The organism is Sphingorhabdus sp. SMR4y, from assembly GCF_002218195.1.
In the GTDB taxonomy this organism is placed as follows: domain Bacteria; phylum Pseudomonadota; class Alphaproteobacteria; order Sphingomonadales; family Sphingomonadaceae; genus Parasphingorhabdus.
In genome coordinates this window covers 1,649,630-1,672,613 of the sequence record NZ_CP022336.1, presented here as the reverse complement: position 1 = coordinate 1,672,613, position 22,984 = coordinate 1,649,630, and the positions used below count along the sequence as shown (strand labels likewise).

At 59.7% G+C, this 22,984-nt stretch carries 22 protein-coding genes; 14 read left to right on the top strand and 8 right to left on the bottom strand.

Annotated features, from left to right (window positions below):
- Positions 1-111: 111 nt before the first annotated feature.
- The gene (locus SPHFLASMR4Y_RS07890) at positions 112-777 is read right to left on the bottom strand and encodes a class I SAM-dependent DNA methyltransferase (protein WP_186266084.1); all 666 of its coding nucleotides are present in this window, start codon (positions 775-777) and stop codon (positions 112-114) included.
- A gap of 380 nt (positions 778-1,157) precedes the next feature.
- On the opposite strand from SPHFLASMR4Y_RS07890, the gene SPHFLASMR4Y_RS17075 reads away from it, so the two are divergent.
- Genes SPHFLASMR4Y_RS17075 through SPHFLASMR4Y_RS07875 form a run of 3 tightly spaced genes read left to right on the top strand, consistent with a single transcriptional unit; the run spans position 1,158 to position 3,279 of the window.
- On the top strand, positions 1,158-1,328 hold the full coding sequence (locus tag SPHFLASMR4Y_RS17075) for a hypothetical protein (protein ID WP_186266083.1): 171 nt from the start codon (positions 1,158-1,160) through the stop codon (positions 1,326-1,328).
- A gap of 14 nt (positions 1,329-1,342) precedes the next feature.
- Positions 1,343-2,344, top strand: a complete 1,002-nt coding sequence (locus tag SPHFLASMR4Y_RS07880) for a threonine aldolase family protein (protein WP_089134771.1) — start codon at positions 1,343-1,345, stop codon at positions 2,342-2,344.
- The gene (locus SPHFLASMR4Y_RS07875; protein WP_089133040.1) at positions 2,341-3,279 is read left to right on the top strand and encodes a DMT family transporter; all 939 of its coding nucleotides are present in this window, start codon (positions 2,341-2,343) and stop codon (positions 3,277-3,279) included. The genes SPHFLASMR4Y_RS07880 and SPHFLASMR4Y_RS07875 overlap by 4 nt, the downstream gene beginning before the upstream one ends.
- Before the next feature lie 3 nt (positions 3,280-3,282).
- Here SPHFLASMR4Y_RS07875 and SPHFLASMR4Y_RS07870 read toward each other — a convergent pair whose 3' ends face one another.
- Both SPHFLASMR4Y_RS07870 and SPHFLASMR4Y_RS07865 read right to left on the bottom strand, forming a co-directional pair.
- Entirely contained in the window at positions 3,283-4,083 is an 801-nt protein-coding gene (locus SPHFLASMR4Y_RS07870; protein WP_089133039.1) for an NAD(P)-dependent oxidoreductase, read from the bottom strand.
- A gap of 6 nt (positions 4,084-4,089) precedes the next feature.
- On the bottom strand, positions 4,090-5,385 hold the full coding sequence (locus SPHFLASMR4Y_RS07865) for a M48 family metallopeptidase (protein ID WP_260807121.1): 1,296 nt from the start codon (positions 5,383-5,385) through the stop codon (positions 4,090-4,092).
- Positions 5,386-5,488: 103 nt separating this feature from the next.
- On the opposite strand from SPHFLASMR4Y_RS07865, the gene pepN reads away from it, so the two are divergent.
- The 6 genes from pepN (at position 5,489) to SPHFLASMR4Y_RS07835 (ending at position 13,831) form a co-directional block, all read left to right on the top strand.
- Positions 5,489-8,086, top strand: a complete 2,598-nt coding sequence (pepN, locus tag SPHFLASMR4Y_RS07860) for an aminopeptidase N (RefSeq protein ID WP_089134769.1) — start codon at positions 5,489-5,491, stop codon at positions 8,084-8,086.
- Complete coding sequence (gene pgeF, locus SPHFLASMR4Y_RS07855; protein ID WP_260807120.1) at positions 8,079-8,840, top strand: peptidoglycan editing factor PgeF; 762 nt, start codon at positions 8,079-8,081, stop codon at positions 8,838-8,840. The genes pepN and pgeF overlap by 8 nt, the downstream gene beginning before the upstream one ends.
- A gap of 58 nt (positions 8,841-8,898) precedes the next feature.
- Positions 8,899-10,305 (top strand): SLC13 family permease, encoded by a 1,407-nt coding sequence (locus SPHFLASMR4Y_RS07850; RefSeq protein ID WP_089133037.1) that lies wholly within the window; start codon positions 8,899-8,901, stop codon positions 10,303-10,305.
- Positions 10,306-10,354: 49 nt separating this feature from the next.
- A complete protein-coding gene (locus tag SPHFLASMR4Y_RS07845; RefSeq protein ID WP_089133036.1) occupies positions 10,355-11,680 on the top strand; it encodes a cystathionine gamma-synthase family protein in 1,326 nt (441 codons plus the stop codon).
- Between the two features lie 65 nt (positions 11,681-11,745).
- Positions 11,746-12,582 carry an HAD-IIB family hydrolase gene (locus tag SPHFLASMR4Y_RS07840; RefSeq protein WP_089133035.1) on the top strand — a complete coding sequence of 279 codons (837 nt, stop codon included), beginning with the start codon at positions 11,746-11,748 and terminating at the stop codon, positions 12,580-12,582.
- Between the two features lie 34 nt (positions 12,583-12,616).
- Positions 12,617-13,831 carry a glycosyl transferase gene (locus SPHFLASMR4Y_RS07835; protein ID WP_089133034.1) on the top strand — a complete coding sequence of 405 codons (1,215 nt, stop codon included), beginning with the start codon at positions 12,617-12,619 and terminating at the stop codon, positions 13,829-13,831.
- On the opposite strand, the gene SPHFLASMR4Y_RS07830 is transcribed toward SPHFLASMR4Y_RS07835, so the two are convergent.
- Positions 13,828-15,606: a sugar phosphorylase gene (locus SPHFLASMR4Y_RS07830; RefSeq protein WP_222102956.1), complete on the bottom strand. Its 1,779-nt coding sequence runs from the start codon at positions 15,604-15,606 to the stop codon at positions 13,828-13,830. The genes SPHFLASMR4Y_RS07835 and SPHFLASMR4Y_RS07830 overlap by 4 nt on opposite strands.
- A 49-nt stretch (positions 15,607-15,655) precedes the next feature.
- On the opposite strand from SPHFLASMR4Y_RS07830, the gene SPHFLASMR4Y_RS07825 reads away from it, so the two are divergent.
- The gene (locus SPHFLASMR4Y_RS07825) at positions 15,656-16,930 is read left to right on the top strand and encodes a glycerate kinase (RefSeq protein WP_186266082.1); all 1,275 of its coding nucleotides are present in this window, start codon (positions 15,656-15,658) and stop codon (positions 16,928-16,930) included.
- A gap of 247 nt (positions 16,931-17,177) precedes the next feature.
- On the opposite strand, the gene SPHFLASMR4Y_RS07820 is transcribed toward SPHFLASMR4Y_RS07825, so the two are convergent.
- From SPHFLASMR4Y_RS07820 to SPHFLASMR4Y_RS07805, 4 genes are all read right to left on the bottom strand, one after another.
- Positions 17,178-17,651 carry a GreA/GreB family elongation factor gene (locus tag SPHFLASMR4Y_RS07820; RefSeq protein WP_089133031.1) on the bottom strand — a complete coding sequence of 158 codons (474 nt, stop codon included), beginning with the start codon at positions 17,649-17,651 and terminating at the stop codon, positions 17,178-17,180.
- Positions 17,652-17,654: 3 nt separating this feature from the next.
- Positions 17,655-17,864 (bottom strand): hypothetical protein, encoded by a 210-nt coding sequence (locus SPHFLASMR4Y_RS07815; RefSeq protein ID WP_089133030.1) that lies wholly within the window; start codon positions 17,862-17,864, stop codon positions 17,655-17,657.
- 65 nt (positions 17,865-17,929) lie between these two features.
- Positions 17,930-18,496, bottom strand: coding sequence for a DUF1993 family protein (locus SPHFLASMR4Y_RS07810; RefSeq protein ID WP_089133029.1), 567 nt, complete (start codon positions 18,494-18,496; stop codon positions 17,930-17,932).
- A gap of 145 nt (positions 18,497-18,641) precedes the next feature.
- Positions 18,642-19,367 (bottom strand): HAD family hydrolase, encoded by a 726-nt coding sequence (locus SPHFLASMR4Y_RS07805; RefSeq protein WP_313906768.1) that lies wholly within the window; start codon positions 19,365-19,367, stop codon positions 18,642-18,644.
- A gap of 61 nt (positions 19,368-19,428) precedes the next feature.
- On the opposite strand from SPHFLASMR4Y_RS07805, the gene SPHFLASMR4Y_RS07800 reads away from it, so the two are divergent.
- The 4 genes from SPHFLASMR4Y_RS07800 to SPHFLASMR4Y_RS07785 all read left to right on the top strand — a co-directional run bounded on the left by SPHFLASMR4Y_RS07800 (position 19,429) and on the right by SPHFLASMR4Y_RS07785 (position 22,973).
- Entirely contained in the window at positions 19,429-20,541 is a 1,113-nt protein-coding gene (locus SPHFLASMR4Y_RS07800; protein ID WP_089134767.1) for an MlaE family ABC transporter permease, read from the top strand.
- A complete protein-coding gene (locus SPHFLASMR4Y_RS07795) occupies positions 20,541-21,353 on the top strand; it encodes an ABC transporter ATP-binding protein (RefSeq protein ID WP_313906767.1) in 813 nt (270 codons plus the stop codon). The genes SPHFLASMR4Y_RS07800 and SPHFLASMR4Y_RS07795 overlap by 1 nt, the downstream gene beginning before the upstream one ends.
- Positions 21,354-21,421: 68 nt before the next feature.
- Entirely contained in the window at positions 21,422-22,369 is a 948-nt protein-coding gene (locus SPHFLASMR4Y_RS07790; RefSeq protein ID WP_089133027.1) for an MlaD family protein, read from the top strand.
- A 10-nt stretch (positions 22,370-22,379) separates the two neighbouring features.
- Entirely contained in the window at positions 22,380-22,973 is a 594-nt protein-coding gene (locus SPHFLASMR4Y_RS07785; protein ID WP_089133026.1) for an ABC-type transport auxiliary lipoprotein family protein, read from the top strand.
- The last annotated feature ends 11 nt before the right edge of the window (positions 22,974-22,984 follow it).

Below are 22,984 nucleotides of genomic sequence, written 5' to 3'. Positions count from 1 at the left end.
GGCTGTTTGTTTTCGATTGATGTGCAACGGTCGAGGCGTGTGTCTCGGCCGTTGATTGAGCCGATGCTCGTTTGCAAGAGGTATAAGGTGTCGCCGATAGGGGCGCCCGCATTACCGCGACAGGCTCAACATCCTTTGACTCCGCGGGTGGCTATAATCTTCGGAATGGTCCGATAATTTGAAATCATGTCGTTCCGCGAGATCGTGAAAATAGGAATACGGATAGCTGAACTGCTTATATCCGTTTCGCTTGAAATTTTCTGAATCCTGATAGGTAAAATAGAATAGGCTATTGGGGCCCATCACGCTGCCAATATGGGCAAAACATTCTTCGACATGATCGGGCATGAGATGAGTAAAAACCGACTGGGCGAGCAAATAGTCAAATTGCATGCCTAGAGATTCAGCGAATCTGAGATTTTTTTCCCTGTTTACATAAAGAGTGGGGCATTTGTCCGACAATAGTTCCGCTGAAACAAGGCCTTTCGCCGCGGCAATCGCCTGTTCCGACAGGTCGAAGCCATGATAGCAGCCGGCATCCAGATAGTTGATAAAATGCCGTCCGCCGCGCAATGTTCCGCATCCGATGTCAAGAAGTCGGTGATGCGGTTTCAATCCTTGTTCCAGCAGAAATTGAAATTGCAGCTGACCAAGCTGGTCCCAAAAGCCGCCCACCGCTTGCTCCGTGTCATATTGCACCCGCTGGTTCGTGTGCTCGGTATAGGCTTCCAGATAGGATGCATTGCGATAAAGCCGGTCGAGCTTGTCCTTGTTCATAGGGTCAGTTAGGTCCTTCTCCATGGATTGTCGATAGGGTCACGGTCGCCATCGCTCAGCCGGATATGTGATTTTGCATCTGGGCCTATATCAAAGTCCGTCCCCCGATTATCGAGCTTTTGCCGGCCATAGAGGGCGCGTCGTCAAACAGATGGATAAACGGTGATGTGCCGGCCCGCCGACTGGACATTCCCAGCGGCAGCCAGAAATTCTATGACAACTGGTGAGTTAATTAACTAACACACATGGAGCTAACCCCGGCCAAGGCGGGGATTTGGAAATGCTCGAGCTCAAGAATGTTACCCACGTCTATCGGCAGCGGATCACAAGGCTACGGTCGAGACCCTGTTCAGCCAGATCAATTTAAACAGGTTAGCCAGATGCTTGCCGTGCTGCTCATCCGCGACAGGTTCAAGGGTCCTCCCTACGCGATATCCACCGATCTGCTCGACGAAATCGACATTGGCCTGTTCAACGGACGACCGGACCAGCGACGACAATATTGTCGCGGTCTCGGAACAGTAGCCATCTTGACGCGCCAGAGCCCGTGAGCCATGCGCTGGCCATGCGATTTTTCTCTGACAATGCAGCCTCGGTGCACCCCCAAGTTCTGGAAGCGCTGGGAGCAGCCAATGGACAGGACACGGCCTATGATGGCGATGCCCTGAGCGGGCGGTTGAATGCGGCGTTTTCCGATCTGTTTGAGACCGACGTCGAGGCGATGTGGGTAGCGACCGGAACCGCGGCCAATTCGCTGGCGCTCGCCGCGATGTGCCAGCCGCACCAGGGCGTGATCTGCCACCGCGAAGCCCATATCGAGCAGGACGAGGCGGGGGCGCCCGGTTTCTATACCGGCGGCGCGAAGCTGATGCTGCTCGACGGCGAGGGTGCCAAATTGTCGCCGGAAAGCGTCGAGACGTGTTGCGCGGCGATCCGCGACGATGTCCATCAGGTCCAGCCCGCCGCGGTGTCGATCACCAATGCCAGCGAATATGGCATGGTCTACCATCCGCACGAAGTCGCCGGTCTTGCCGAAGTCTGCAAGGCGCGCGGGCTCGGCCTGCATATGGACGGCGCGCGTTTCGCCAATGCGGTGGCGACACTCGGTTGCTCGCCGGCCGAACTGTCCTGGCAAGCTGGTGTCGATGCGCTGAGTTTCGGCTTTGTCAAAAATGGCGGCATGAGCGCTGAGGCGCTCGTCTTCTTCAACCGCGAACTGGCCGCCGACACCCATTATCGCCGCAAGCGTGCGGGCCATTTGCAGTCCAAGGGCCGCTTCCTCGCCGCGCAGATATTGGCGATGCTCGAGGACGACCTGTGGCTTGACAATGCGCGCGCCGCCAATGATGGCGCTCAGATCATTGCCAAGGCCGCTGGTGACCGGCTGCTCTACCCGGTTGAAGCGAACGAGATTTTCATCCGATTGTCGGCAGACGAAGCAGCCCGGCTGCGCGGCGCCGGATTGGATTTCTACGACTGGGGCGAGGGGCAGGCCCGGCTGGTGACCAGCTGGAACCAGGGCGCGAATGATATCCGCCCGCTGGCCGAAGCGATTGCATCCCTATGAACGCCGGTGAAGAGAGCGAGCCAAGCCTGCTCGCTCCCCGTATATTGATCCCGTTTCTGCTGGTCTCGCTGATCTGGGGGTCGACCTGGCTGGTGATCAAGGACCAGATTTCCGAAGTGCCGCCCGGCTGGTCGGTGAGCTACCGTTTCCTGATCGCCGCCGCGGCGATGTTCGTGCTGGTCGCCTACAAGCGCCTGTCCTTCCGGCTCGATCGTACGGGCTATCTGTTCGCTCTGATCCTCGGCCTGTTCCAGTTCACCTTCAATTTCAACTTCGTCTACAACGCCGAACTGTTCATCACCTCGGGTCTGGTTGCGGTGCTGTTCGCGCTGCTGATGGTCCCCAATGCGATTATGGGGCGAGTGTTTCTCGGCCACAAGATCTCCGGCGCCTTTCTCGGCGGCTCGGCGATTGCCGCAGTCGGCATCGCGCTTCTGTTCTGGCACGAATATCGCTCTTCCCCGGCCAGTCTCGAACAGGTGCTGATCGGCGCGGCGCTGGCATTTGGCGGGATCATGTCGGCCTCGATCGCGAACGTGATGCAGGCGGGGCAACGGCTCAAATCCTATCCGATCATCACCGTCCTCGCCTGGGCGATGCTGTTCGGGGCGCTGATCAACATCGTGCTGTCCTGGGTCACCGTCGGTCCGCCGGTCTATGAAACGCGCGCCGCCTATTGGGGCGGCATTGTCTATCTCGGCGTGATCGGTTCGGTGGTGACCTTCCCGCTTTATTTTGCGATGATCCGCGAAATCGGACCGGGCAAGGCGGCCTATTCCAGCGTCTTGGTACCGGTGGTGGCGATGATATTGTCGACGATTTTCGAGGATTATGTCTGGACCTGGCTGCCCGCCGTTGGCGCGGTGCTGGCGATGGCCGGATTGCTGGTCGCGCTGCGCGCCCGCAAGCCGAAGACACCCCGGATCGCGGCCTGACGATCAATCGAGCAGCGACTGCAGCCCCGTTTTGTAATCCGGATAGCGCGGCGTCCAGTTCAACAACCGCTTCGCCTTGCCGTTGGCAACGCGCCGATTCTCTTCATAGAAGCCGAGTGCCGCTTTGGATAAATTGGCTTCTTCCAGCGACAGCAGGGGCGGAACATCCATGCCCAGCAGCCGCGCCGCCTCGGCGACAATTTCGTGCTGCGGCGCGGGCAGATTATCGGCAATATTATAGACGCCCGGCGGGCCATCGTAGGATGCGATCACGGCGCTGACAATATCGTCGACATGGATGCGGCTGAACACCTGTCCGGGCATATCGACGCGCTTGGCTTTGCCATCACGGACGCGGGTCAGCGGGCTGCGCCCCGGACCATAGATGCCGGGCAGACGAAAGACATGCATATCGTTGCGCACGTCCTGCCAGCGCTGATCGGCCTCGCTGCGCGCCTTGCGACGGCCCGACCCGATGGGGGCGCTTTCATCCACCCACGCCCCATCGACATCGCCATAGACACCGGTGGAGGAAAGATAACCGGTCCATTGCAGCGACGTAGCGCCGATCGCGTCGCCATAATGGTCGAGCACCGGTTCGCTGTCGTCGCTCGAGGGCGGCACCGAGGACAGGACATGGGTCGCCGATTCCAGCGCCGCCAGCACGGACTGCCTGTCATCAAAAGCCAGCGCGCCATCCTGCGCTTCGCGGCGGGTGCCGATCACTTCGCAGCCCAGGGCCCTGAGCCGGTGCGCCAGCCGCGAGGCCGTGTAACCCATGCCGAATATCAACAGGCGTTGCATCGCTTGCTATTCCTGTTCCAGCTTGCCGGGATTGAGCATCTGCGGATTTTCGACATTGTCGGCCTTCCACTGCATCGCCATCCGGACTCTTGTGGCGCCAGACGGATGGTCGAAGAACAGCATTTCTTCCACCGGCCCCGGTTCGATCTTGCGATATTCCGACAATCGCATCGCCACTTTGGCAAAGCCGTCCGGTTCTCTGGCGGTATCAAGCCCGAACCGGTCGGCGTCGCTTTCGGTAATCCTGACCAGACTGTTGAGCGCCGGTGTCGCGGCGAAGAAATAGGCGGTCAGGATGAGACTGAGCAAGGGAATGACCGCAGGGTCCGACATGTTCCGGATGCCCCATCTGCTGCCATGGCGTTCGATCAGCCGGGGCGCAAGCCACGCGACAACGAACAGTCCGATACCGATGATCAATGCGAGAATGACTATGGTCCGCCATATATGGCCAAGGACATAATGGCCCAGTTCATGCCCCATCACCGCCGCGACTTCATCCGGATCGGTGCGCTCGAGCAGATTGTCGTTAAGCGAGATCCGGATCGTCGGTCCGATGCCGGAAACATTGGCCGATATCCGTTTGTGCTGTTTCGACTGATCGAAAACATAGATATGATCGGCCGGAATATCATATTCCGCCGCCATCGCGACAATCTTGTCGCGCATCGGTCCCTCTGCCATCTCGTTATATTCGTTGAACAGCGGCGAAATGAACACTGGCCCCAGCATCATGCCGATGAATAGAAAGATCGAAACCACGCCGGTTCCCCAGATCCACCAGGTTTTCGGCGCGCGCCGGATCACCGCGAAAATGGCCATGATCAGCAGCGGGAATATGACCAGCGAGATGACAAGCCCGATCACCTGCTCGCCGAACCAGCTACCAAAATCCAGGCTCATCAGCCCATATTGCTGCTCCCGGAAAAACCCGGTGTAAATCGTCCAGGGCAGGGTGAGCAGAAATCCTGCGATGACATAGGGAAGCGTATAGAGCGCCGGTTGCATCCATTGGCGCTGGGTGACCCGTTCGGCCCAGTCGCGGAAACGGGCGGAAAAACGGGACTGGAGAATGATCAGGTCGACCAGAACACCGATCAGAGCCCCCCAAAGGATCAGCCAGTAGCCGCCTTCAAAATAATTGTTCGACTTTTCCAGCTCTTCGCCCTGTAATGTATTGATATAGGCGCGGCTGGCCTCTTCGACGTCAAAGGCCGGTGCGCTGGTTTGTGCGAAGCCGCTTTCCGCTGGCAGACCGGCGATCAACGCGACGGCGATGAATAGCATCAATATTCTGGTCATGACCCACTCCCTTCTGTCCAAGCCATAAACGCAATTGCGCGGGGTGCAAATGGCTCTTATGGCAAGGCCCATGCTAGATGTTCAGAAAACCCCGAATGACGAAATGGCCGATGCCGCGCCAGCCCCCAAGGATCCTGCGACGATCCGCCGCGAGGATTATCGCCCGCCGGCATGGTTCATCCCGGAGGTGGGACTCGATTTTCAGCTTGATCTGGAACATACGCTGGTGCGTTCAACGCTGGACGTCCGGCGCTCGAAAAGCGCGACGGCAGGGGAACCGCTGGTGCTGCAAGGCGATGATATCACGCCGACAGCAGTCCGGGTGGATGGCGCCGCATTTACCGACTGGAAACTGGTTGAAGGCGATCTGGTCCTGCCGCTGGACGGCGCATCGCACAGCGTCGAGATCGAGGTCGAGCTGGATCCGTCGACCAACACCCAGTTGATGGGGCTTTATGCCTCGAACGACATGCTGTGCACCCAGTGCGAGGCGGAAGGATTTCGCCGGATCACCTTCGCCCCCGACCGGCCCGATGTGCTGAGCCGCTATCAGGTCCGGATGGAGGCCGACAAGGCGAAATTCCCCGTATTGCTCTGCAATGGCGACAAGGTGGCGGAAGGCGATGGCGACAATGGCCGCCACTGGGTGCAGTGGAATGATCCCTGGCCGAAGCCGAGCTATCTTTTCGCGCTGGTTGCCGGTGATCTGGTTGCGAATAATGACAGCTTCACTAGCCTTTCGGGCAAGCCGGTCGAGCTCAACATCTGGGTCCGAGACGGCGATCTCGATCGCACCGGCCATGCGATGAAGGCGCTCAAGGATTCGATGCGCTGGGACGAGGAGACCTACGGCCGCGAATATGATCTCGGCCTGTTCAATATCGTCGCGGTCAGCGATTTCAACATGGGGGCGATGGAGAACAAGGGGCTGAATATCTTCAACTCCCGCTATATTCTCGCCGATCCCGAGGTCGCTACCGACGGTGATTTTGATGGCATCGAAGGCGTGGTCGCGCACGAGTATTTCCACAACTGGTCCGGAAACAGAGTGACTTGCCGGGACTGGTTCCAGCTGAGCCTTAAGGAAGGTTTCACCGTCTATCGCGACCAGAGCTTCTCTGCCGACATGGGTTCGGCGGCGCTGAAACGGATCGAGGATGTACGGATATTGCGGGCAGCGCAATTCCCCGAGGATGCCGGCCCGCTGGCCCATCCGATCCGGCCGGAAAGCTATCAGGAAATCTCCAATTTCTATACCGCGACCATTTATAACAAGGGCGCGGAAGTCATCCGGATGATGAACACGCTGATGGGGCCGGACAATTTCCGCAAGGGCACCGATCTCTATTTCGACCGGCATGATGGCGAAGCGGCAACCTGCGAGGATTTTGTCACCGCGATGGAAGATGGCGGCGAGATTGATCTCAAGCAATTCCGCAAATGGTATGAGACACCGGGCACACCGCGGGTGACCGCCAATCTGTCCCACGACCCGCAAACCGGCACGGCGACGATCCATCTGACCCAGAAAATCGCCCAGAATGGTGAACAGGCGAAAGCGTCGGAGCTTCTTATCCCGTTACGCACCGCGCTGCTCGATCCCGGAACCGGAGCGCATCCGGGCGAAGAGTTGCTGCTGCTCGATCAGTCCGAGAAAAGCTTCGTCCTCGAGGGCTATGAGGAGCGTCCGATCCTGTCGATCAATCGCGGTTTCTCCGCGCCGATCATTTTGGACAGCAACCAGAGCGCCGAGGAACTGGCGTTTCTGTCTGCGCATGACGACGATCCGTTCGCCCGGTTCGAAGCGATGCAGCAGTTGATGACCAACTATCTGATTGCGAAGGTTGTCGGCACGCCGGTCGATCGTGACATCATCCTGCTGGCGGTGGCCAAGATTCTTGCCGACCCGTCGATCGATCCCGCTTTCCTGGCGGAGTTGATCCAGTTGCCCAGCGAAGCCTTTCTGGGAGACCAGATGGTCGAAGTCGATCCGCAGGCGATTCACGAGGAACGCGAGAAATTGCGCGGCAAGATCGCGGTGCAGTTCGAAAAGCAGTTCCGTAAACTCTATAACAGCTGCTGGCCCGGCGAATTCTCGCTCGACGCAGAGGCCCGCGGCAAGCGCAAATTGCGCAATGTGACTTTGGGCTATCTCGCCGCGTCCTTCACCGAAGATGCTGCTGAAATCGCCTTTGACCAGTATCGCGACGCGGACAATATGACCGCGATGCAGGGCGCGCTGGCGGTATTGTCCAATCTGGAATCCGAAGAACGGACTGCGGCCTTTGACAATTTCTACAAACGGTTCCGGGACAACGCGCTGGTTCTGGATAAATGGTTCAGCCTGCAGGCGATGTCGCAGCGCCCGGATGCGCTGAAGCGGATCGACAGCCTGTCGCGGCACCCCGATTTCAATTTGTCCAACCCCAATCGCGTCCGCGCGCTCTATGGGGCTTTCACGGGTAATCAGGTCCGCTTCCATGATCCGTCGGGCAAGGGCTATCAGCTGATCGCCGACATGGTGATCGCACTGGACAAGCAGAACCCGCAAACCGCGGCGCGCTTCATTCCGGCGCTCGGGCGCTGGCGCCGTTACGAACGGGGCCGCTCGGACCTGATGCGGCTGGCACTGGAGAAGATTGCCGCGCAGCCGAAGCTGTCGAAAGATGTCGCCGAACAGGTGCACAAGAGCCTTGCTTGATATCGCAACCTCTCCTCTGCTCAGGGGCGCGAAACATGCTTTTCTCGGCCGGGCAGGGGGCGTTTCGGAAGGAATCTACAGAGGGCTGAATATCGGACTGGGCAGCGATGATGATCGGGATGTCATCATGGAAAATCGCCGCCGCGCGACAGAGGGTGTGCTGCCGGGCAGCGAGCTTGTCACCGTGCACCAGATCCACAGCGCCGAGGTCGTGACCGTGACTGCACCGCTGTCGCTTGACCAGCGGCCACTGGCTGACGCGATGGTCACCGACCGGCCCAACCTGCTGCTCGGCATATTGACCGCCGACTGCGTGCCGGTGCTGTTCCTCGATTCCAGCGCCCGTGTCATCGGTGCCGCCCACGCCGGCTGGAAGGGCGCACTGGCCGGTGTCACCAACAATGTGATTGGCGCGATGGAAAAGCTTGGTGCTGACCGGGACAATATCGCCTGCGCCATCGGTCCCTGTATCGCGCAGGCCAGCTATGAAGTCGACGCAGCCTTTCGTGACCGGTTTCTCGAAGCGGACGCGGCCAATGACCGCTTTTTTGCTGCGGGCAGGCCGGGCCATTTCCAGTTCGATATCGAGGATTATGTTGCCGCGCTCCTGCAAGGGGCCGGCATCAGCCGCGTCGATAAGCTTGGTCTCGACACCTACGCCGATGAGGACCGCTATTATAGCTACCGCCGCTCCTGCCATTGCGGGGAAGCCGGCTATGGCCGGCAGATTTCACTGATCGGCCTTGCGGTTTAATATTGATTTCTCCGGTCACCCCAGCGCAGACTGGCAGAACGGGGGAACGGGAGAGAGCATGAACGCACAACGCATCGGTCTATGGGCGGGGCTCGCCGGGTTTGTCGCCATGCTGCTGGTTCCGGCTCCGGAAGCCATGTCGACGCCCGCCTGGCACGTCGCCGCGCTGACCCTGCTGATGGCGACCTGGTGGATGACCCAGGCGATCCCGCTGACCGCGACGGCCTTGCTGCCTTTTCTAGCGCTGCCGACACTGGATGTGATGACAGTGGGCGAAACCGCCAGCCAATATTATTCGCCGATCCTGTTCCTGATTCTCGGCGGTGCCTTTCTGGCGCTGGCTATCGAGCGCGTCGGCCTGCACAAGCGGCTGGCGCTGGCGATTATCGGCCTGTCCGGCAAGACCGCCTGGGGCATATTATTCGCCTTCATGATCGCCACGGCCTTGCTCAGCATGCTGATTTCCAACACGTCCTCGACCCTGATCATGATCCCGATCGCGCTGGCTGTGCTGGTCGCCGGCGGCGTCAAGGAAGGCGAGACCGACGGTTTTGCCGGTGCCCTGATCATGGGCGTGGCCTTTGCCGCGTCGATCGGCGGGCTGGGGACTCTCGTCGGCAGCCCGACCAACGCGATTGCCGCCGGTCTGATCAACAAGACATTGGGCATGGACCTCAATTTCCTCAGCTGGCTGAAATTCGGTATTCCAATTGTGGTCATCGGCATCCCGGTTCTCGCGGCCATCCTGATTGTCGTGCAAAAGGTCGGGCAGCACAGTTTCGACGGGGTCAAGGCAAAGCTGGCCATCGGCTCGCCGGGGCCGTGGACCGTGCCGGAAAAACGCCTCGTCCCGGTCGTCGCGATTGTCGTGCTCGGCTGGCTGTTCCTGCCGCAGCTCAAGGCAATTTTTCCGGAAGGCGCCCTGCACGATGGCAGCATCGCCATTTTCGGTGGCCTGCTGCTCTTCTCGCTGCCAGACGGCACCGGGCGGCCGCTGCTCAACTGGAACGAAGCCGACAAGGCGCCCTGGGGCGTGATCATGCTGTTCGGCGGCGGCCTCGCGCTGGCGGCGGGAATCATCGAATCCGGGCTGGCAACTTGGCTGGGCGGCGCGCTCGAACCGCTGAAATCGGTGCCGGTGCTGGTCATCGCCATCGCGCTGGTCGCGCTGGTCATCCTGGTCACTGAATTTGCCTCCAATGTTGCCACCGCCAGCGGCATCATGCCGGTGGTCGCCAGCCTGATCCTTGCCACCGGAGTCGATCCGGTATTGCTCGCGGTCCCTGCGGCGATGGCGGCGAGCTGGGGCTTCATGCTGCCCAGCGGCACCGGCCCCAATGCCATTGCCTGGTCGACCGGCCATATCGAGCTGCCGAAAATGCTGAAATCCGGCCTGCTGCTCGACCTCGCCGGCATTCCGATCATAATCGGCTGCATCTGGATGGTTTCCGTTGTAACCAGTTAGATTTTCGGGCAAGACTTCATGCAAATATATTGATGTGGAGAGACAGAATATGGCCAAGCAAGATGATCCCAACGCAGCCGTCCCGGTCACGCGCCGCATGCCCAAGGCGCCGATCGAGAAAATCGGCGGCCGCAAGCTGAAACCGGCGACCCTGATGATGGGGCACGGCTATGATCCGGAACTGTCCGAAGGCGCGCTCAAGCCGCCGATTTTCCTGACCTCGACCTTCGCCTTTGAAAATGCCGCCGCCGGCAAGCGCTTCTTCGAGGGGATCACGGGAAAACGTCCCGGCGGTTCGGACGGTCTCGTCTATTCGCGCTTCAACGGACCCAATCAGGAAATTCTCGAAGACCGGCTGAGCGTCTGGGACGAGGCGGAAGATGCGCTTGTGTTTTCCAGCGGCATGTCGGCGATCACCACGGTGCTGCTGGCCAACGTCAACCAGGGCGATGTCGTCGTCCACAGCGGCCCACTCTATGCCGCGACCGAAACGCTGATCAACAAGATTCTCGGGCGTTTCGGCGTCACCTTCCTCGACTTCCCCGCCGGCGCGAGCCCGTCCGAAGTCGCCAGTTTGCTTGAACAGGCGAAAGCACAGGCGGCGGCCAATGGCGGCAAGGTCGCGATCATCTATCTTGAAAGCCCGGCCAACCCGACCAACGCTCTGGTCGATATCGAGGGCGTTGCCGATGCACGGCGCCAGGTCTTCGGCACCGATAACGCGCCGCCAATCGCCATCGATAATACTTTCCTTGGCCCGCTCTGGCAGCAGCCGCTCAAACATGGCGCGGATATCGTCATCTACAGCCTGACCAAATATGTCGGCGGCCACAGCGACCTGGTTGCCGGTGGCGTACTCGGCAGCAAGGCGCATATGGATCCGATCCGCGCGATCCGGAACACAATCGGCACAATCTGCGACCCCAATACCGCCTGGATGCTGATGCGCAGCCTCGAGACGCTGGAACTGCGGATGACCCGGGCGGGCGAAAATGCCGAAAAGGTTTGCGCCTTCCTGCGCGACCATCCCAAGGTCGAGGGCCTGGGCTATCTCGGATTTATCGACAACAAGAGCCAGCAGGATATTTACGACCGCCATTGCAGCGGCGCCGGTTCGACTTTCTCCCTGTTTATCAAGGGCGGCGAAGCGGAGGCCTTCCGTTTTCTAGACACGATGAAGATCGCCAAGCTGGCGGTGAGTCTCGGCGGTACCGAAACGCTGGCCAGCCTGCCAGCCGCAATGACCCATATCTCGGTCCCCGACGAACGCCGTGCCGCGCTCGGCATCACCGACAATCTGGTGCGCATTTCTATCGGTGTCGAGGATCCGGACGACCTGATCGCCGATTTCGACCAGGCGCTGGCGGCGGTTTGATCGCAGACTGAACGCTTCTCCAGATTAGCGCTTTCCGGTTTCGGCCGGAATGCTATATCGCGGTCATGACAAAGCGACCCGTCTACCCTGTGATATTCACCGACCTGGATGGCACGCTGCTCGACCATCACAGCTATTCGGCGAAGCCGGCCGATGCGCTGGCTGCAAGCCTTTCCAGACAGTCGCTCGCGGAAATCATTCCGGTCACCAGCAAGACCCACGCGGAACTGCTCTGCCTGCAGCGGGAAATTCCGCTTCCTTTCTCGCTCTGCGTGACGGAAAACGGTTCGGTTATCCATGGTCCCGACAGCTACTTTCCGGGCGATGATGGTCGATCCGGCAGGCTTACGCTGGGCATGGCCTATCCGGCGATACTCGATCAGATCGGAAAAATGCCCGGCTCTCTGCGCCGCCATTTTCGCGGTTTTGCCGACATGTCGGTGCACGAGGTTGTCGACGCCACCGGGCTGGCCGTCGATGACGCGCGGCGCGCGAAAGACCGGCAAGCAACAGAACCCTTCCTCTGGTCCGGTACTGACGGCGAGCTGGAAACGCTCGCTACGATCGTCGCCGAATCCGGCCTGCGGATTCAGCGCGGCGGACGATTTTATCATCTGACCGGCCACGCGACCAAGGAGCAGGCGATGGCACAGATCATCGAAACGATCGCCGGACACAAGCCCGATTGCGACCTCGTTTCGATCGCTCTCGGCGACGGGCCCAATGATCTGGCGATGATCGAGGCGGCCGATTTCGGGGTGATCATGCCCAATCCGCAAGGCGTTACCATCATTTCGACCAGGCCCGCCGTCCGCACCGCTCCGGTGCCGGGACCAGCGGGCTGGGTGACCGCGGTGACAGAAATTCTGGCAGAATTGGGTTTAAACATTCCCGAAAGCTGATTAGGCTCGTCTCTCCGCAATCACAGGGACATCTATGGCTGACTTTCATCAAAACGGTTCAATTTCCACTCTCCACAATCTGTCCGATCGCTCGGTCGAATCGCTGGAGACCGATTTGATGGGCTTTCGCAAAGCCAATCCCATGGCTCTGGTTCTGCCCAGCCTGTTCTCCGAACTGGAAGGCCCGGCGCTCGAAAATATCGTCGATGAACTGTGCAAGGTGCCCTATCTTGACGACATCATCATCGGCCTCGACCGGGCTGACAAGGAACAGTTCGAATATGCGAAGCGATATTTTTCGCGCCTGCCGCAACGCCATCATATCCTCTGGAACAGCGGCCCGCGGCTGACCGCGCTCGACGCCGAACTGAAGGAATGTGGCCTCTCGCCGGCGGAACCGGGGAAGGGTCGCAATGTCTGGTTCTGCTTCGGCTATTTCCTCTCCGCCACCAATGCGCAAGTGGTCGGGCTGCACGATTGCGACATCCTGACCTATGACCGCGAATTGCTCGCGCGGCTGATGTATCCGGTTGCCAATCCCACTTTTCCCTATGTTTTCTCCAAAGGCTATTATGCCCGAACAACCGAGGAGAAATTCAACGGTCGGGTCGTCCGCCTGCTGATCGGGCCCCTGCTCGCCGCGTTGAAGAAAGTCTGCGAACCGAACGACTATATCACCTATCTGAACAGCTTCCGCTACGCGCTGGCCGGCGAATTCGCGATGGGGCGTCAGGTGGTGAAGAATATCCGCATCCCGTCCGACTGGGGTCTGGAGGTCGGCGTCCTGTCCGAAGTGTGGCGGAACCAGTCGACCCAGTCGATCTGCCAGGTCGAGATTGCCGACAATTACGACCACAAGCACCAGTCGGTTTCGCACGACAATCCCGAAGGCGGTCTGTCGAAGATGAGCATCGACATCACCAAATCGCTGTTCCGCAAGCTGGCAACCGATGGTCAGGTCTTTTCCTCCGGTACCTTCCGCACGCTGAAAGCGACCTATTTCCGGATTGCACTCGACAGAATCGAGACCTTCTACAATGACGCGGTGATGAACGGCCTGACGCTCGACCGGCACGAGGAAGAAACGACGGTTGAACTGTTCGCGCAAAATATCATGACCGCTGGGGAAGTCTTTCTCGAATCACCGAACGAAACGCCCTTCATGGCCAACTGGAACCGGATCAACAGCGCCATTCCGGATTTCACCGACCGGTTCAAGGAAGCGGTCCGGCTCGACAACGAGGACTAGCCCGGGTCGGGCGCGACGTTGCTGAACCAGACGGTGCGATAGGGCGACAGGCTGAAATCACCTTCGATATCGGTGATGATATGGCCGGAAATCAGATCCCACCAGCGGTCCCCCGCGATCAGATTGATATCCGCCAGCGACAGCGTCTTTTCTTCGTTTGTCACGTTGGTAATGGCGAAAATGCTCTGCGTCCGTTCGCGGCTCTGGCGCCAGATGCCGAATAGCCCCTCGGGCAGCGCCAGCGTGAATTGCACCGCATTGGGGTGAAAAGCCGGCTGCTGCTTGCGGGTCTCGACCAGCGCGAGGAAACGCGAGAAGACCTGCGCCTCGACGGCTTCCGGATCGACCAGTTTCGCGGTGATCCTGTCATAGTCCAACTGGCAGCGGTTGATTGACCGGTTATGCCCGGTCCGGTTGACATCTTCATAGCCGTTCGGCGTCGCCAGCAGGCTGTGGATATAGATGGCCGGAATTCCTTCCAGCGCCAGCATGATTGCCATCGCTGCCATGAACCGGTCGATCTGATATTCGTCCGGTCCGTCCAGCGTGCCCTGCATCGCCTCGAAAAAGGAGATGTTCATTTCATAGGGTTTCTCGGTTCCGCCCGGTCCGCGCCGCATCGACACGCGCCCGCCAAAGCTCTGGATAGTGGCCAGCATCTGGTCAACCTCGCCCTGCGGCAGCGCCCCTTCGGTCGGGCGCAAGCCGATCCCGTCATGGCTGGCGGTAAAATTGAGGTAGGTGCAGCCGGTCAGCGCCGGTGGATTGCTTCGCGTCAGCCGCTTCAGATAGAGGGCGTTACCGGTCAGCAGCGCGTGGACCAGCAGCGGCGGCAGCGAGAAATTATAAATGACATGCGCTTCGTTCTGGTTGCCGAAATAGGTCAGATTCTCGTGATTGGGAATGTTGGTCTCGGTGATGATGATCAGTGTCTCCGCATGGTGGTCCATCAGCGTCCGGAGGAGCCGGATGATCTCGTGCGTTTCGTCGAGATTGATTGAGGGCGTGCCGATTTTCTTCCACAGGAACGCAACCGCGTCGAGCCGGAATATCCGCACGCCATGCTCGATATAGGCGGCGATGATCTTGACAAATTCAAGCAGCAGTTCGGGATTGGTGAAATCGAAATCCAGCTGGTCGCTGCTGAACGTGCTCCAGACATGGCGGTCACCGGACACGGTGCGAAACGGCGTCAGCAGCGGGTGCGCGCGCGGACGCACCACCTGCCCGAGGTCGGCGGCCGGATCGGCGGTATAATAATAATCCTTGCCGGGAGCCTCATCGGACAGAAATTGCTGAAACCAGACGGATTTGCTCGATCCGTGATTGATCACCAGATCGCCCATCAGCCGATAATCACCGGCAATGGCTTCGATGTCGGACCAGTCGCCCAGCTCTTCGTCGACCGAAAGATAGTCGATCACCCCGAACCCGTCATCACAGCTATAGGGAAAAAACGGCAGGATATGGACGGCGCCAATGGTCTGCCCGATATGCTGCTTCAGAAACCGGTGCAGCGTCCGCAGCGGCCGCTCGCCATCCGAGCGAATCGTGCCGCCATAGGTGATCATCGCGATATCGCTCTCGTCCCACAAATGCTTGTCGGCGATTTCCGATCGCGGGATCATCTTGCTCTTGTCGGGCCAGAACAGGTCGACAATGCGTCCGGCCAGCGCCTCGCAATCATGATCGGGATAGACCGCACCCAGATGCGCCGTCAGCCGTTGCAGAAGATGGTCGATAGTGGCGCGATCGTTCATGGTTGCTTCTGTCACTCCGAAAATCTTCTTGACCCCGGCCGAACAATCGGGCCCTTATTGTGCAGTGCATCAAACAACAAATCCCGATTCAATAAAAGCTTTTTTAGAAGATCTCTATTTCCAGGCGCTGCAACCCGCGTTGCCCGTCAATGCCATGCGCGATGTCGAGTGGCCGCAAGTGCCCGGCCGGACCTATCTGCTGTCGATCGGCAAGGCAGCCAGCCAGATGACATCTGCCATTCTCGATCGCCTGCCGAAAAATGTCGATGGCTTGATCGTCACGCGTCAGGGCTATGTCCAGCCGGGCTTTGCGCCGGACAATCTGCAGATTGTCGAGGCCTCGCATCCGGTCCCCGATTCCGTCGGCGCGGAGGCAGCGCAAAGCGCATTGCAGGCGGCGGATGGGCTTGGCGCAGATGATCTGCTGCTGGTGCTGATGTCGGGCGGTGCCAGCGCGCTGCTCCCCGCGCCGGCAGAGGGCATATCGCTGGTCGAGAAACAGGCCGTCACCCGGGCGCTGCTGGGATGCGGCGCGCCGATCAGCGAAATGAACATGGTCCGCAAACATCTCTCGGCGATCAAGGGAGGAAGGCTGGCGGCGAGAGCCTGGCCAGCGGCGACCCATATGATCGCCATTTCCGATATTCCCGGCGACGATATCGCGATGATCGGCTCGGGTCCTACGGTCGTGGACAGCTCGACCTGCGCCGATACACTGGCGATAGCTGCCAGATATGACATCATATTACCGCCACTGGTGACTGAAAAACTCGCTTCCGGGGCACTGGAAACGCCTAAAGCCGACGACCCGAAAATGCAGCGTGCAACCACCGAACTCTGCGCCCGGCCGGCCGATATGTGCGCGGCAGCGGTCGCAGCGGTCGCGGCCATGGGCTATGAACCGATCATGCTCGGCGACGCACTGGAAGGCGACGCGCTGGAACTCGGGTGCGATCATGCCGCACAGGCGCTGGCGATCAAGGCGAGTGGTCGCAAGGCGGCCCTGATATCCGGCGGCGAGGCGACGGTGACCTTGCGCAATCGAAATGGTCGCGGTGGTCGCTGCACCGCCTATCTGCTGGCCCTTGCCCTGACATTGCAGGGTGAGCCCGATATCTGCGGCTTTGCTGCCGACAGCGACGGCATAGACGGTTCGGAAGACAATGCCGGTGGCTACTTGTGGCCCGGGATATTGGACCTGATGGGCGGGGCAGGGCAGGCGCGAGAATTGCTCGAACAGGACAATAGCTATCTGGCTTTCGAAAAGGCGGGGGCTCTATTGATGACCGGTCCTTCTGGCACCAATGTGAATGACTTGAGAGTGATCCTTGTCGGCTAGCTTGGGGCTTTCCTAAAATGGGCCTGATCGTTTATCCTTGGAAGCGGCTGTTTGACATTGCGTACGAGACATGGGCGATATTGCTTGTGACCGGCAGCGGGCCGAGCGGGGCCATGCTTTCTGGAAGGTCACACTAGCCACCAGATTGGTGAAGGGAATATCCTGGAAATTTGAGGTTTTCAGGCAAAGGTCACAAAATTAAAAAACTTGGGTGTCTGTCAATTTTGCCTGTCCGGCCCCGCCAATCCTAGGGCTGCGGAATCGGCTCGATCGACAGGATTTCAATCGCATCCTCGCGACCGGAAAAATCAGCAAGCTCTCCTTTTCCGAGTCCCATCAGTGCGCGGCTGACCGGCGCGGAAAAGGAGACCAGCGCGCTGGCCGGATCGGCCTCGTCATCGCCGACGATGGAAAGAGTCTTTTCCTTGCCGTTGAGCAGGAAAGTCACTCTGATGCCGAATTCGACCCGCTCCCCGCCTGGCACCGGCGGCAGTTCCGCGGTCGATTGCCTGGTGTTCCAGTAGCGCAGGTCCCGCTTGGCTATTTTCAGCGCAACTTCGTCGTCGGTCAGCGCAGCGACCTTTGCCTGTAATTCCGCCACGCGGTCCTTGATCAGTTGCAGACCGCGCGCGGTCACCAGATTGGGACCGACGGGAATCGGATGTTCGAACTTGGGTTCGAGATGCTCGTCATCACCTTCTCTGCGGAAAGCAACGCTCATCGCTCAGGCTTTCTCTGCCTTGGGAGTGACCCAGATCGAGACCGGAGCGACAAATTTGCCATGCGCCGGCGTGCCGACGTCGATGCGTTCGGCGGTGACCAGTTCGCCGCTCTGGAGGATGAAGGAAGCCCAGGGTTTGGGCATGCGGCCAAAGGTCATCTTCTGGATCGGCTGACCGGTGGCGCTGTTCATGATGGTTGCGATAATTGCCATGCCGCGCCACCTGCGACGGAAGGGCGGGACTGTCAACCGTCCGCTCACGCCCGGAAGCCGGACGATCAGTCAGCTGGGATCGTGTCTGGCCGAATATAGGGAAACATGTGCGGAATATAATCGGCCTTGCCGAGTTCTACCCCTTCTCGGCGCAATATCGCATAAGCGGTCATCAGGTGAAAATAGAACTGGCCCAGCGTCCAGTCGCGGGCATATTGCTCCACAGTAAGATCGAGCACCATGCCATTGGGAAGTTCGTGAGCGACGGGGGCGCCCGGATCCGTGTCGAGCGCGCTGGGGCTCAGACCTTCCAGCAACGCGATGGTCTCGTCAATCCGCGCCTTTGCATCCGCGAACGAACCGGGCTGTTGTCCCGCGTTGCGTCCCTCATCGACAAGCGCGCCTAGCGAAGGAGGAAATGTTTCCCCTTGCAGACGGAATATTGCTTCCTGCGCCTGCACGCAGGCAAATCGGATTTGGGTGGACAGGGGAAACATGTCGGGCGCGAGGCGCGCGGACAGTAGCGCGTTCGCTTCCGCTTCCGGCATTTGATCCTGTGCCTTCTCGAACCAGCCCCAGAGAGCCTTCAGCATTTGAGTATAGGTTGGTACGAGCAACTGCGTGAATGACATGTCTTGTTATCTCCGAAAGCGGGCCATGAAGGGCAATTCGGTCGATCTGGTTTATCGCCGCTTCTTTGTCCACCGGAAATCAGCCTGCTGGCTGCGGCAGGATCAGTCTTCGGCCCTTCGCTCTGGGGAATTCGGGGTCGCCCGGTCAGCGCCAGTCGACGATTTTCCAGCCGCGCTGCTCCGCCAGACGGCGCAATTTGGGGGTCGGCGTTGTCGCAATCGCCTCGTCGGCCCATTCCAGCATCGCCTTGTCGCTGACATGATCGGAATAGGCCCGGACATGGGCGTCCGCGCGCTGCCAGCCCTGTCGCTTGAACAATGACTCGATCCGGCCGATCTTGGCGTCGTCATAGCAATTCTCACCGAGGATGACGGGAAGCACGCGGCCCAGGCCGTCGATCTCCAGTTGCGTGCCGATCAGATGATCAAAGCCGAGGCGCCGGGCGATGGCCTCGGCATAAAGTTCATAGGATGCGGTTACCAGCACCAGTTTGCGTCCCTCCGCGCGGTCCGCTTCGATTTGCTCAATCGCCTTTTTGTGCCGGTTGGAGCGCAGGACCTTGTCCGCGAAGCGCTCGATATGCGGTTGCAGAAGCGACAGTTGCGGCGCGTTGCCGAGCAGCATCTGCTGGTTGAACGTCTTCAGTTGCCCGCGGCTGATCAGCTTGAGCCCGTAGGCGGCAAAGCCAAATGGCAGCAGCGGCAGAAAGACCAGACGCCAAGGCGCAAGGGCAAAGACCATGTGAAAGAGAAACGGTGTGTAGGTTCCGCGCACGGTGATCGTGCGGTCCATGTCGTAAAGCGATATTGTCTGCATGCCGTCCCGATATTGCCGTTCGCGCCGTCCATAGCAGCCCGCTGACAAATGCACCAAATATTTGCGCCGTTTAATCGCTTGAGCTTTGGCGCAATTTCAGTCACCTATGGATACGATGTCGATACCGAGCGATTTTGTCGAAGAGACAGCCGAAGATGGTGCGGTTACGCTGCATTTTTCCGGTGACCTGTCGATCGCCAGCATCGGTGATCTGCCCGAACGGCTCCGGGAATATGAAGGCGAGGCGGAGCGGCTGGATATAGCCGCGACCGGCTATGTCGATACCGTCGGCGCATGGCTGATCCATCGCACGGCACGGGACTGGCACGCCGAGATTGTTGGCGCTGACGATGATGCGCAACGGCTGATCGCCGCGGTTGCCACTGCCGACCAGCCGACAGATATCCGGCCGGAACCGATCAGCCCGGTCATCCGGGTGCTCGGCGAAATTGGCGAGGCCACTACCGTAGCCTTCACCACGATGACCGGACTGATCGGCTTTTTCGGCGCGATCATGATCGGATTTCTGCGACTCGTCCGGCATCCCGGCAATATAAGATGGAATGCGGTGATCCAGCGTTTCGACGTTGTCGGTGTTCGCTCGCTCGGGATTATCGGGCTGATGAGTTTCCTTATCGGTCTGGTGATTGCACAACAGGGCGCGGTGCAACTGCGGCAATTTGGTGCGGAAGTGTTCACCGTCAATCTCGTCGGCCGACTGACCTTGCGCGAACTGGGCGTGCTGATGACGGCGATCATGGTTGCAGGCCGCTCGGGGTCCGCCTTTGCCGCGCAAATCGGCACGATGAAGCTGACCGAGGAAATCGACGCGATGCGGACAATCGGGGTGTCACCGATCGAAGCGCTGGTGCTGCCGCGCTTCATCGCGGCCATCGTGATGCTGCCGCTGCTCGGCTTTTACGCCTCGATTGTCGCGATCATTGGCGGCGGCCTGCTCAGCTGGGTCGAGCTGGACATTCCCCCGGCAACCTTTTTTGCCCGCATCCGTGAGGTCGTGCCGCTGACGGACGTCTATGTCGGGCTTGTCAAGGCGCCGGTCTTCGGTGCGATCATCGCGGTCACCGGCTGCTATCAAGGTATGCAGGTCAAGGGCAATGCCGAAGATGTCGGCAAGCGGACCACCGCGGCAGTGGTTCAGGCTATCTTCCTCGTTATCGTGCTCGACGCCTTTTTCGCGGTCTTCTTTACCTGGATCGGATGGGACTGATGCTCGATTCGCAAACCATCGCCTATGACCCCGATTATGAAGGCCCGATCGTCAGTGTCCACGGCCTGCGCAATGCATTTGGCGAGCAGGTCGTCCACGATAATCTCAATCTCGATGTAAAGCGCGGCGAAATCATCGGCGTGGTTGGCGGCTCGGGTACCGGTAAATCGGTACTGATGCGTTCTATCATTGGCCTGCAGACGCCGCAGGAAGGCGAGATCAAGGTGTTCGGCGAACCGATATTGGGCAAGTCCGACGCCGAGACGATCGAGATTCGCAAGCGATGGGGCGTGCTGTTTCAGGGCGGTGCCCTGTTCTCGACCTTGACCGTGGCGGAAAATGTGATGGTGCCGATCCGTGAATTCTATCCGGACATGGATCGCGAATTCCGGCGTGAGGTGGCCAAATACAAGGTCTGCCTGTCCGGACTGTCGCCCGACGCCGCCCCGAAATTTCCCTCGGAACTGTCGGGCGGAATGCGCAAGCGGGCCGGCATCGCGCGGGCGCTGGCGCTCGATCCGGAATTGCTGTTTCTCGATGAACCGACCGCCGGGCTGGATCCGATCGGCGCGGCCGCGTTCGACAAGCTGACCAAGGAATTGCAACAGACTCTCGGGCTGACGGTCTTTCTGATCACTCATGATCTGGACACGCTGCACGCCATTTGCGACCGGGTTGCCGTACTGGCTGATCAGCAGGTTATCGCGGTCGGTACGATCGACGAACTGTTGGCGCTCGATCATCCCTGGATCCAGGAATATTTCAACGGCCCGCGCGGCCGGATGGCATCCGCCGGAAAGCAGGTGCGGTGATGAGAATGGTGAAGCGGGTCAGAGAATTGTTGCAGCTGGCGGCACGGCTCGTCATAAAGGTGAAATAGATGGAAACGCGCTCCAACCATATCCTTGTCGGTGTTGTCACTTTGGCGATGCTGGCCCTTGTGGCCGCCTTCCTCGTGTGGATCGTCCGCTTCGGCGACGGGACAACGAAGGAATATGACATCTTCTTTGCCCAGTCTGTCGGCGGACTGGCTTCGGGAACCGGCGTCACCTTCGCCGGTGTGCCCTCCGGACAGGTGCTCAAGGTCGAGCTGTGGAAGAAAGATCCGAATTTTGTGCGCGTCCGTATAGCGGTCAGCGAAGATACGCCGATCCTGGAAGGCACCACGGCCACGATCCAGAGCGTCAGCTTTACCGCACCGCCGAATATTCAGCTTGATGGCGCCAAGAAGGGCGCGCCACCGATTACCGATCTCGGGCCTGAAGGGGTGCCGGTGATCCCGACCAAGCCGGGTGCGCTGGGCGAATTGCTCAACAGCGCGCCTTTGGTGGTCGAGCGACTGGCGACTCTGACCGACCGGCTGACGCTGCTGTTATCGGACGAGAACCAGAAATCGATCACCGGCATCTTGGCCAATACCGACAAGCTGACCGGCAGCCTGGCCAAACAGGCGCCGGGACTGGAGGCGCTGATGGAGGAGTCGCGCATTGCCATCCGCAATGCGGGGCAGACGGCCGAAAAGCTGGGGCTGGTGGCCGACAACACCAACGCTTTCCTCACCAACAATGGCGAGCCTGTAGCAAAAAATCTCGCCACCACGCTGGATTCCGCTTCCAGAAGTCTGCTGGCGCTGGAAGGAGTGCTGAAAAATGCACAGCCTGGAGCGGAGCGTTTCTCGAAAAAGACGTTGCCGGAAATCGATCAGCTGGTTGAAGATATGCAGGCTCTGACCAAGTCCTTGACCAACGTGACCGACCGGCTGGATCAGGGCGGGGCAGGGTCCCTGCTCTCGGCACCGGCGCTGCCGGATTACGAGCCAGAAAAATGAAGGGGCCGAGATGATGAGCACAATCTGGAAAGCCGTCGGCCTGCTGGCGATGACTGCCGCGCTGAGCGCTTGCGTCAGCTTCGGTGGCGCTGAACCGCCACCCTCGCTGCTGACGCTGTCGCCGGACCAGAGACTCTCGGCCGGAGCTGTGCGGAGCGGGCCGCAGACCGGATCACTGGTGGTGGCCTTGCCCGCCGCGCCGCAAAAGCTGAACACGATCCGGGTGCCGGTGCAGACCACTGGCACGGGGATTGCCTATCTGAAAGACGCCGTGTGGGTCGACAAGCCGGCCCGGCTGTTTCAGGATCTGCTCAGCGAAACGATCGCTGCCAATAACAACCGGCTGGTGCTCACGGCTACGGAGGCAGGCGGAAATGCGCAAACCTACATTACCGGCGAACTGATTGATTTCGGTCTCGACGGTCCCAGCCTGACCGTGACCGTCACCTATGACGCGGTGAAAATGGTTGCCGACAAGCCGGTTGAGAAAAAGCGCTTTCAGGCCAGTGAAAAAGTCTTTGCCGCCGAGCCCAATCCGGTCGGTGAGGGCTTGAACCGGGCCGCCAACACAGTGGCCACTGAAGTTGCCGAGTGGGTGGGTTAGCGGTCTGGCAC

Bases quoted from the DNA above. Each gene is read 5' to 3' on its own strand.
- SPHFLASMR4Y_RS07790 (WP_089133027.1), top strand. From the start codon at position 21,422: ATGGAAACGCGCTCCAACCATATCCTTGTCGGTGTTGTCACTTTGGCG.
- SPHFLASMR4Y_RS07810 (WP_089133029.1), bottom strand. From the start codon at position 18,496: ATGTCATTCACGCAGTTGCTCGTACCAACCTATACTCAAATGCTGAAG.
- SPHFLASMR4Y_RS07890 (WP_186266084.1), bottom strand. From the start codon at position 777: ATGAACAAGGACAAGCTCGACCGGCTTTATCGCAATGCATCCTATCTG.
- SPHFLASMR4Y_RS07840 (WP_089133035.1), top strand. From the start codon at position 11,746: ATGACAAAGCGACCCGTCTACCCTGTGATATTCACCGACCTGGATGGC.
- SPHFLASMR4Y_RS07865 (WP_260807121.1), bottom strand. From the start codon at position 5,385: ATGACCAGAATATTGATGCTATTCATCGCCGTCGCGTTGATCGCCGGT.
- SPHFLASMR4Y_RS07870 (WP_089133039.1), bottom strand. From the start codon at position 4,083: ATGCAACGCCTGTTGATATTCGGCATGGGTTACACGGCCTCGCGGCTG.
- SPHFLASMR4Y_RS07785 (WP_089133026.1), top strand. From the start codon at position 22,380: ATGATGAGCACAATCTGGAAAGCCGTCGGCCTGCTGGCGATGACTGCC.
- pepN (WP_089134769.1), top strand. From the start codon at position 5,489: ATGGCCGATGCCGCGCCAGCCCCCAAGGATCCTGCGACGATCCGCCGC.
- SPHFLASMR4Y_RS07795 (WP_313906767.1), top strand. From the start codon at position 20,541: ATGCTCGATTCGCAAACCATCGCCTATGACCCCGATTATGAAGGCCCG.
- SPHFLASMR4Y_RS07815 (WP_089133030.1), bottom strand. From the start codon at position 17,864: ATGGCAATTATCGCAACCATCATGAACAGCGCCACCGGTCAGCCGATC.
- SPHFLASMR4Y_RS07850 (WP_089133037.1), top strand. From the start codon at position 8,899: ATGAACGCACAACGCATCGGTCTATGGGCGGGGCTCGCCGGGTTTGTC.
- SPHFLASMR4Y_RS07835 (WP_089133034.1), top strand. From the start codon at position 12,617: ATGGCTGACTTTCATCAAAACGGTTCAATTTCCACTCTCCACAATCTG.
- SPHFLASMR4Y_RS07875 (WP_089133040.1), top strand. From the start codon at position 2,341: ATGAACGCCGGTGAAGAGAGCGAGCCAAGCCTGCTCGCTCCCCGTATA.
- SPHFLASMR4Y_RS17075 (WP_186266083.1), top strand. From the start codon at position 1,158: ATGCTTGCCGTGCTGCTCATCCGCGACAGGTTCAAGGGTCCTCCCTAC.
- SPHFLASMR4Y_RS07820 (WP_089133031.1), bottom strand. From the start codon at position 17,651: ATGAGCGTTGCTTTCCGCAGAGAAGGTGATGACGAGCATCTCGAACCC.
- SPHFLASMR4Y_RS07845 (WP_089133036.1), top strand. From the start codon at position 10,355: ATGGCCAAGCAAGATGATCCCAACGCAGCCGTCCCGGTCACGCGCCGC.
- SPHFLASMR4Y_RS07800 (WP_089134767.1), top strand. From the start codon at position 19,429: ATGTCGATACCGAGCGATTTTGTCGAAGAGACAGCCGAAGATGGTGCG.
- SPHFLASMR4Y_RS07880 (WP_089134771.1), top strand. From the start codon at position 1,343: ATGCGATTTTTCTCTGACAATGCAGCCTCGGTGCACCCCCAAGTTCTG.